This window comes from Micromonospora sp. L31 (assembly GCF_052068075.1).
In the GTDB taxonomy this organism is placed as follows: Bacteria; Actinomycetota; Actinomycetes; order Mycobacteriales; family Micromonosporaceae; genus Micromonospora; species Micromonospora purpureochromogenes.
In genome coordinates this window covers 1,335,388-1,343,146 of the sequence record NZ_JBQHDC010000001.1, presented here as the reverse complement: position 1 = coordinate 1,343,146, position 7,759 = coordinate 1,335,388, and the positions used below count along the sequence as shown (strand labels likewise).

The following is a 7,759-nucleotide window of genomic DNA, read 5'->3' as shown; positions in this document are numbered from 1 at the left end:
ACGAAGCATTCCTCACCCTCGCCTGCGCCATCATCTGCTGGCGCAGACTCCAACACTCAAAGAGTTAGGAGCACTAAGCCCGACGATTGCGGGTAGCCGCTTCTGCCGCTGACCGCGCGCCTCTAACGGGCCGTCGAGTCCGCCCGGCGTCCGGCTGAGTAGTAACTCCATGTAACAGCCGCAGCCCATCGCGCGGAAACCCGTAACGCGTCAAGTGGAACCAATGCGTCACGCATCAAGTGAAGCCCGACATTTGCCGGCAGCCGGCTGTCCGGTTTGAGGACCTGCGTGACATATCGGTATCAGGACCTGGGTGACACTCCGCCCTCTGTAGCACCGGCCCGACGCTTGGCCAAGGTCGACGAGCTAATCCGATCCAGCGGCGACGGATGGAAGGAACTCACCGGCCTCGACCGTCGCCCGTCCGTGTAACGCGGGTCGCTCGATCCAGTCCACGGCAGCACGTCCGCGGTCACCGCCGCTGCCGCATGTCAGAATGCTCCCAAACCTGGAGCAGAGCTGGCAGAACGGGCGAGCCGATGACGACGAGCAGGGCGGCCGGGCTGGTGCGGAAAGCCGGGGATCCACAGCGGGCTACGTTCCTGGAACTCTTCTTCGACCTGGTGTTTGTCCTCGCGCTCGCTCAGCTCTCGCGCGGCCTGGCCGAGGATCTCGGGTGGAGCGGTGCCTTCCGGACGCTGGTGCTGTTGGGGGCCATGTGGTGGGTCTGGTCCAGCACCGCGTGGCTAACCGACCGGACGGACCCGCAACGACCGGTATTCCAGGCGCTGGTCATCGCGACCATGGTCGGCAGCCTGGTGATGGCGGCCGCGGTGCCCGAGGCATTCGGCGACACGGGCCTGATCTTCGCGGGCGCCTACGTCGCCATCCAGCTCGGCCGCGGGCTCGTCCTCGTGGCCGTTCTGCGTAACCACCAACTGCAGCGCCACGCCATGCGCGGGCTGTTCTGGTACGGCCTGTCGGCGCTGCCGTGGATCGCGGGGGCGCTCATGCACGGTACGGCGCGTGGCGCGTTGTGGGCACTCGCGGTGGTCCTTGACCACACGGCAGGCAGAATCGGCTTCCCCACCCCGGGGGCGGGCCGAACGCCCAGCCAAGACCTCGTGATCTCGGGCGAGCACCTGTCCGAGCGCTACCGGCAGTTCTTCATCATCGCGCTCGGCGAGCTGATCCTGGTTACCGGACTGGCGCTGAGCACCAGCGGCTTCACGCCGGACGGGGCCGCCGCGTTCGCAGTGTCGATCGCGACCACCGTGCTGCTGTGGCGGATCTACATATACCGCGCTGGACAAGTCCTGGCGGAAGCGATTGCCGTGTCTGCCGACCCGGTCCGCCTCGCCGGATCGGCGTCATACGCCCACCTGGCCATGGTGGCCGGCGTGGTCGCTGTAGCCGTCGGCGACGAACTTGTCATCGCCCATCCACTCGGGCATACCCCGCCGGCCTGGATCGCCGTCATCCTCGGCGGACCCGCGCTGTACCTGGCCGGGCGCGCCCGCTTCGAGCACGCGGTATTCGGCCGCGTGTCCCGGTCCCGACCGATCGGCGTCCTTGCGCTGGCCGCCCTGACGCCGGCGATGCTCCCCCTGCCGCCAGTCGTGGTCGCCGCCGCTGCTGCCCTCGTCCTGACCGGGATCGCCATATCCGACGCAGCCCGCGCCCGCGGACGCCCGCCCGAGCCGCCGTCACCACCCGGCTAGCCGGAAGTGGCGGCCGTGCGGCGCACGATCAGAATGGTGCGGGTCCGCGGCCTGCCAACGACATCAACACCTGCGTGGCGAGTAGCTTGCGTATGCCGGTGACGGCGACTGTCCCCATCCGATCGTAGGGCAGTTCCAATTGCAGCCCTTCGACGGCGTTGCGAAGGTCTGTCGTGATCTCGTCCGGACGGAACGTGCCGCCCCAGCCGTTGAGTCCTCCGCGATGGTTGGTACTGAGGGAAGCCATGCCGGATATGCATGCGCCGTCGACCAGGATCAGCCTCGCAGGACCCGAGTAGGTCGTCGTCATAGTCATCAACCCTTCAGGATGTAACGCCGCGCACCCCGGGTCCCGGCTGTCTGACAGTCATCAGGAGGCGAGGCGTTGAGTCCGACCATGGTGTGCTCCACTTGGACCGCGACCGTACGTGCCTCGACCGTCAGGACGACGGCGATGCGGAATTCGGGTCGTCAGCGATAAGGGTCGACGTCTGTGTCTGTCTGGTTCATGAGCCGAAGGCGCGCCTTGGGCGAGCTGACAGTCGGCCTGGGCAGACTAGCGCCCGAGGTCCGAATCGATCCGAAGAAGAGAACACGGGGGCAATGCTGAGCTGGCTCCACACCGAGATGGCCGGCCTTCTGCCGATCAGACGATTTTCGCGATGCCGTGGTGAGCGCATGAAACGCCGAACGGCGGCCCGCTGAACCAGTCGGGCCGCCGTTCGCAGTGTGGATCAAAGCGGGCGGATGTTCTCCGCCTGCGGGCCCTTCTGGCCCTGGGTGATGTCGAACTCCACCTTCTGATTCTCGTCGAGGCTGCGGAAGCCGCTCGCAGAGATTGCAGAGAAGTGGGCGAAGACGTCGGCGCCGCCGTCGTCCGGGCTGATGAAGCCGAAGCCCTTGTCGGCGTTGAACCACTTCACGGTACCTGTAGTCATGTCTGCTCCTTCGCAGGCTGTTAGAGACCGCACTCTGCGGACCCTTACGCCGCCGCGTTGATCACCCGCGTCGAAACGACACGAAAAACGAAAAGCGCCTGGATGGGTTTCAGATGCCCCATCAGGCGCCGGAAAACGTCTACGGAAATCAAAACTGCAACTCGGTTACCGTAGCACATGATCTGTCGTCGATCCCATGGCGGTGAGTGGACCTGGTCACTCCTCTGCTTGCCACGCCGCGTCGACGGCACGTTGACCGGTTTCACGATGGGCTGGTTGCAAGACTGAAAAAGTAGCAGCGACACCGAGAATCGGCAGGTCGCGCCCGGTGTGGCGTGAATTCTAGTCGGGCGCCGTCAGGCCGAGCGGCCACGATGTCCGTCCACACGGGCTCGGCGTGGGCACCTGCGGAAGCGCTGTCTCGCTCTGAGGCGGGACGGGGTCAGGTAGGCGGATCGGCCGGCTCGCCCAGTGGTTTCGGTGGAGAACCTTGGTGTGGTTCGCGTCGTGCCGACGCTGGTGGCCGTGCGGGGCGGCCGCACCCGCGCGATCGCCTGACATCGGAGGGGCGCCTTGAAGCAAGGTCAGGTGCGCGCACATCGGCAGACGAGTGCGTCCGACGAGTCGCCGCCACCTGACGCCACTCCGAGTCTCCTCGGATCGACTCATGCTTGTCGGCGTCGGAACGTCCTCCTATTTCAGCCGGCGATCTCGATCAGTCGGCTGCGGTGCTCGTCCTCGCCCGGTACCCGCCAAAGCTGCTCATTCGGCCAGTGCCGATACAACATGTTCCTGTTGGTCGTGGCGATGAGCGCCCGCAGCGGCTCGCGGACCAGGCCGGCCAGCAACTGCTCCTCTCGTTCGGCGTCCTCGGCGACGACCAACACGGCCCCGACCGGCACCACCGGATCGGTACGCCGGTAGCCGGCCAGCAGCCCGCCCAGCCCGTACGTCCGCTTCTCGTGTTCGGCGACTACCTCACCTACCGGGCCACGGTCGACGTGCACCAGGAACCGTAGGCACCGTCCATCCTCAAGCCAGACCCCATAGCCGTCGGCGCGCAGGTACGCCAGATCGTGCTGGCGCAGCCACGCCGAGGCGTCCATCGTCGCCAGCCACTGGAACAGCCCACACCGCCCCGGATTCCGCCGCGACACCTCGACCAGCGGCAGGAACAGCAGATCGTCCGACGCGCTCGGATGCCGCCGGCCCAGTTGCAGAGGCACCGGCCGCCCCGAGGCCGCCAAATCACGGCGGAGCCGCTCGGTCCCCTCGGCGGTCGCCTTGTACCACCAGGTGTGGGTACGGTCCTCCTCCGAGCGCTGCCGGCTCACCAGCCCCGCCTCGTGCAACCAGACCAGGTCCCGGTGAGCCGTCAGCCGCGACACGTCACAGACCAGGGCCAGATCCATCGTCGACGCCAGAGCGTGCTGCGCCAGGAACGACAAGATCCGCCACCGCCGCGGCGACAACCGCAGCACGGCCGCGTCGTCACCCATCCTGTGATGATCCCTCCAGACACCGACAGCTGGACAGCCGGTTTCGCCGACCGGTAACGGAGGGTGGTCAGAGGAACCGCCTCGGGGCAGCGCAACCGAGATCACCGAGGCCGAGGACGAGCCTCTTCCGGGGCATCGGACGAAGCACTGGCGGGCTCTGCAAGCACCCCTCGTCTCCAAACCGGGGTTTTGGGGCCGATTTTGGAGATCACTGTTCAGAGAACCGGCCGAAGAGCTGAGGGCAAAAACAACGATGGAGGCAGACCGGACCGCGGCGAGTTGATCTTTTAAGGCCAGACTGCCCGCCTCGCAACACCCGCCATACAGCGGCCTCGCCGGCCCGGTGGAAGCTCACCGCCGCATCGGAGCCATCATCACGGTCGTCACCGAGGGTGACACCAGCAGTCCCGCGCCATCGACGCGCTACGGTAGCCCGCCCGGCGAGAACCACACGGCGGACTGCGGCCACATCAGAGCACGCGTCCATGACCACCGCACCGCGTCCACCGCCGGCCGGAACGGTCCCACCGCTCCCGATCACCCACCGAGCACCCAGCCATCGCCACGGACACGAAAAAGGCTCTGGCCTGGTGGAGAACCACCAGGCCAGAGCCTTGATCACCTGTGCGCCGCCAGGGACTCGAACCCCGAACCCGCGGATTAAGAGCTTGATCTTGGTCGCCTCACACAGTGCAACCGGGTCGCGTGAGTCCATCTGCTCGCGGCTCCGGCCCGATTCAGTCGAGTAAGCGTCCCAGTCAGTCCACCCGACCACGGGTCCGTCCACAGCGCCCGAGCACCCGTCGAGCCACCCAACGGTGCCCATCGTGGCGGCGGGTAGCCGGCGCAGGCACGGTCGAAACGACCCGGCCCGTCCGGCTGGTTCGCAGCCAAAACTAACCGCAATTGGAATCGTCAACCTGAACACGGATGGCGACCAAGCCCGAGCAGACACACTTCGCCCCACCCAGGTGCGGGTAGCTGCATCGTGTCGGCTCCGCCTGGAGCACGTTCGGAGGCCAGACCAGCGCAAGTACGACACCCCCCGCGCGGAGAAAGCGGAAGATCGCGGTGACATCGCGCTGCCGCAGAAAGTCACTGATCGGCCGGCCGTTCCACAGCCCCGAGCTCCACCACTCGGAATCCACCTGCGCGGCCACGATCATCCCTTGCTCGGACAACGACCAGTTGTCAGTCCAACGCATCCGCACCGTCACATCAAGACAAAGACGGACCGAGTCGCTGAACGCAGCACAGAGTCGAGGCATGTGGCATGCATCCGGACCACCCACTGCGGGCCCTCACGATGTCCAGGAAGAGACCAAGCAGAGTCGAAGCGCCACGACCTTTCCTTCCAGCGGGCTATCCGGCGGGCCCGCCCTGCCGCCCGCGCCGCGCTACCGCGAGCATCCAGGCCGCCCTCGTCCTGCACCACGCCGAAGCGAGCCGCACTCAGGAAAGAAGCTCATTTCGAAATGATCACAAGTCGCAACGGTTCGTTTAACTCTCAAGCTTCCTCAGAAGTAAGTATCCTAGCTGCTGAGAGCGAATTCGGCGTGATCCCAAGTCGGACGAGTTCCGAATACCTGACATATAACCTTCGATGGCCTTATCGACTTCCTCTGGTGCCATTTCGAGCATTGTTGAAAGAGATGCAGTGAGGCCGACGCTCTCACCGTTCTCGCTGTTTCGCTTCTTGGCCGAGACTGCCCGCTGAAATAGGTCCAGAAGATCCCGAATCTGCTCCGTCTGAACCGAGTCGGCATTGCCGAACTTCTCGCGCAGGCCCCAAGAAACGTGCAGCAGCGTGAACATATCGACAATGTTCGACCACCTGGTTCGACCTGCCCACTTAATGGTGTTCTTCAGGAACGTCAGTAGCGCGAGGAACTCTATTGAACGATCCTGGTAGTCTTCGAAATCTGCAGAGATTTTGTCATAGCGCTCGTCGAGTTCGGTCTTTTTGTTAGAGAGCCCAAAGATGCAGGTGCCGAATACCTCGGCATAGAACTCTAGGTCACCGCCTCGCTTGCGTCGTTCACCACTAAAAACTCCGGACACCGCACCTATTGGGTGAGCTACACAGTCCTTCAGAAAGTCGTTGAACGGGCCAGGCAACAGAGCATTTCGGAGCTCTTGCTCCGTTAGCACCATATTAACCCTGTTGACGCGGGCGAAAACTGCGCGCACAAACTCATCGGCAAGGTTCGATAGGCGCCGAATCGGGAAACGGTACTGGAAGAACTCTTGACGCACATCGTCGGGGAGTTCCGTGAAAAACAATCCCTCGAACTTCTCCCTCAGCTTCTCGTCCTCTAGCCCATCCAGCGGGAATTTGTTGTTCAGAAACCCAAGCAGAGAGGTAAGGCGCTGTTGACCGTCAACAACGGAAGCTTTTTGCTCACCTTCCGGCGAGGTTTCGTAAGCGAGATAGATCTCCGGGATTGGATATCCGAGGAGGATGGTCTCCATCAAGGACACCTTGGCCCGTTCGGGCCAGACCGCCTGACGCTGGTATTCAGGCTGAAGGATCAGTTCGCCGGATTTGTTCAGCGACCGAAACTCCGCTACAGTTTTCGACTCGATCTCGAACTTGAGTCCGTGATCAGCCATTGTGCACGCCCTCCTCGATCGCACGATTCCGCGCGATATTCACACTCTTCACCTGATAGACCCTGAGTGACTTATGGTTGCGGTACAGTCGATAATTGACTTCGCAATTTATGAAAGCCTCGCCGAGATCCTCGATGAAGCTATCTCTCGACCGTGACCACCGCTCACCGAAAGACAGGCGAGGCAGTATGACATCGAGGGCGATGCATTCTTCGAAAACCAGCTTCCGGAGATAGTTCTTCTTACTGGCAAAGAATTCGTCCTCGATTATTTCTCGGAGCTCACCCCACGCTCGATCGAACAGCTCTGGCGAGATCACCGCGATGTCCAAGTCCGAGCTTTCATGGAACTTCCTAAAGTTTTTCTTTGGGTTAAGCGAATAGCCCAAACGGGCGCTTCCGACTAACTGGACCGCCATCGGGTCGACGCCAAGTTCGGTTGCAACCCGATGCCGCCATTTGATGTAGTTGAGTTCGTGAGGCCATGCCGCGGGTGTCCCGTCGAACAGACGGGCAGTTACAAAGTAGTCAACTTCCTTTCCTAGAGAGCAAAACTCCTCCCAGAATTCGGGTAGTCCTGAAATCTCGTTCATGCTCTCCCTAGCGAACATCGAACTGAGTACGTCACTTGTGCGCCGTACCGGTTGGCGAATGGCCGTCGGGTCATCCGCGATCTCCCATGAATTCGTGCCAAGAGGGTGGCGTGTCTTTCCCAATCGCTCGCGCTCACACCGGTAGAAATCCCTTCCTAGCGCTCCGGGTCCGGCGCTAAATCCGCCCGGCCGAGGAATAGATCTCGGCTCGGCCGGTCGGCGGGCGACGAATGCGTTGGTTTACGCATGGGCGGGCAGGTCGGTGCGCAGGTGCTCGACAATGAGTACTCCGCTTCGTCACCCCAGTACGGCCACATCTCATCTCATCCAAGCCGGTCCGAAGTCGTGGGATTCCTGGATCCGGCGGCATCCCGCAGCGTTGGTGTCGGATCCCCG

Annotated in this window: 6 protein-coding genes; 1 reads left to right on the top strand and 5 read right to left on the bottom strand. The window is 63.3% G+C overall.

Annotated elements, in window-relative coordinates:
- Positions 1-539: 539 nt before the first annotated feature.
- The gene (locus ACTMS9_RS06510) at positions 540-1,721 is read left to right on the top strand and encodes a low temperature requirement protein A (RefSeq protein WP_441144764.1); all 1,182 of its coding nucleotides are present in this window, start codon (positions 540-542) and stop codon (positions 1,719-1,721) included.
- Between the two features lie 28 nt (positions 1,722-1,749).
- Here the strand turns inward: ACTMS9_RS06510 and ACTMS9_RS06505 are convergent, their stop codons facing one another.
- The 5 genes from ACTMS9_RS06505 to ACTMS9_RS06485 all read right to left on the bottom strand — a co-directional run bounded on the left by ACTMS9_RS06505 (position 1,750) and on the right by ACTMS9_RS06485 (position 7,363).
- Positions 1,750-2,031 carry a hypothetical protein gene (locus ACTMS9_RS06505; protein ID WP_441144766.1) on the bottom strand — a complete coding sequence of 94 codons (282 nt, stop codon included), beginning with the start codon at positions 2,029-2,031 and terminating at the stop codon, positions 1,750-1,752.
- A 424-nt stretch (positions 2,032-2,455) separates the two neighbouring features.
- Positions 2,456-2,659 (bottom strand): transcription antiterminator/RNA stability regulator CspE, encoded by a 204-nt coding sequence (cspE, locus tag ACTMS9_RS06500; protein WP_013283833.1) that lies wholly within the window; start codon positions 2,657-2,659, stop codon positions 2,456-2,458.
- 698 nt (positions 2,660-3,357) lie between these two features.
- Positions 3,358-4,158 carry a DeoR family transcriptional regulator gene (locus tag ACTMS9_RS06495; protein ID WP_441164412.1) on the bottom strand — a complete coding sequence of 267 codons (801 nt, stop codon included), beginning with the start codon at positions 4,156-4,158 and terminating at the stop codon, positions 3,358-3,360.
- 1,500 nt (positions 4,159-5,658) lie between these two features.
- The gene (locus tag ACTMS9_RS06490) at positions 5,659-6,771 is read right to left on the bottom strand and encodes a DUF262 domain-containing protein (RefSeq protein WP_441164411.1); all 1,113 of its coding nucleotides are present in this window, start codon (positions 6,769-6,771) and stop codon (positions 5,659-5,661) included.
- Positions 6,764-7,363, bottom strand: a complete 600-nt coding sequence (locus ACTMS9_RS06485; RefSeq protein WP_441164410.1) for a hypothetical protein — start codon at positions 7,361-7,363, stop codon at positions 6,764-6,766. The genes ACTMS9_RS06490 and ACTMS9_RS06485 overlap by 8 nt, the downstream gene beginning before the upstream one ends.
- Between the last annotated feature and the right edge of the window lie 396 nt (positions 7,364-7,759).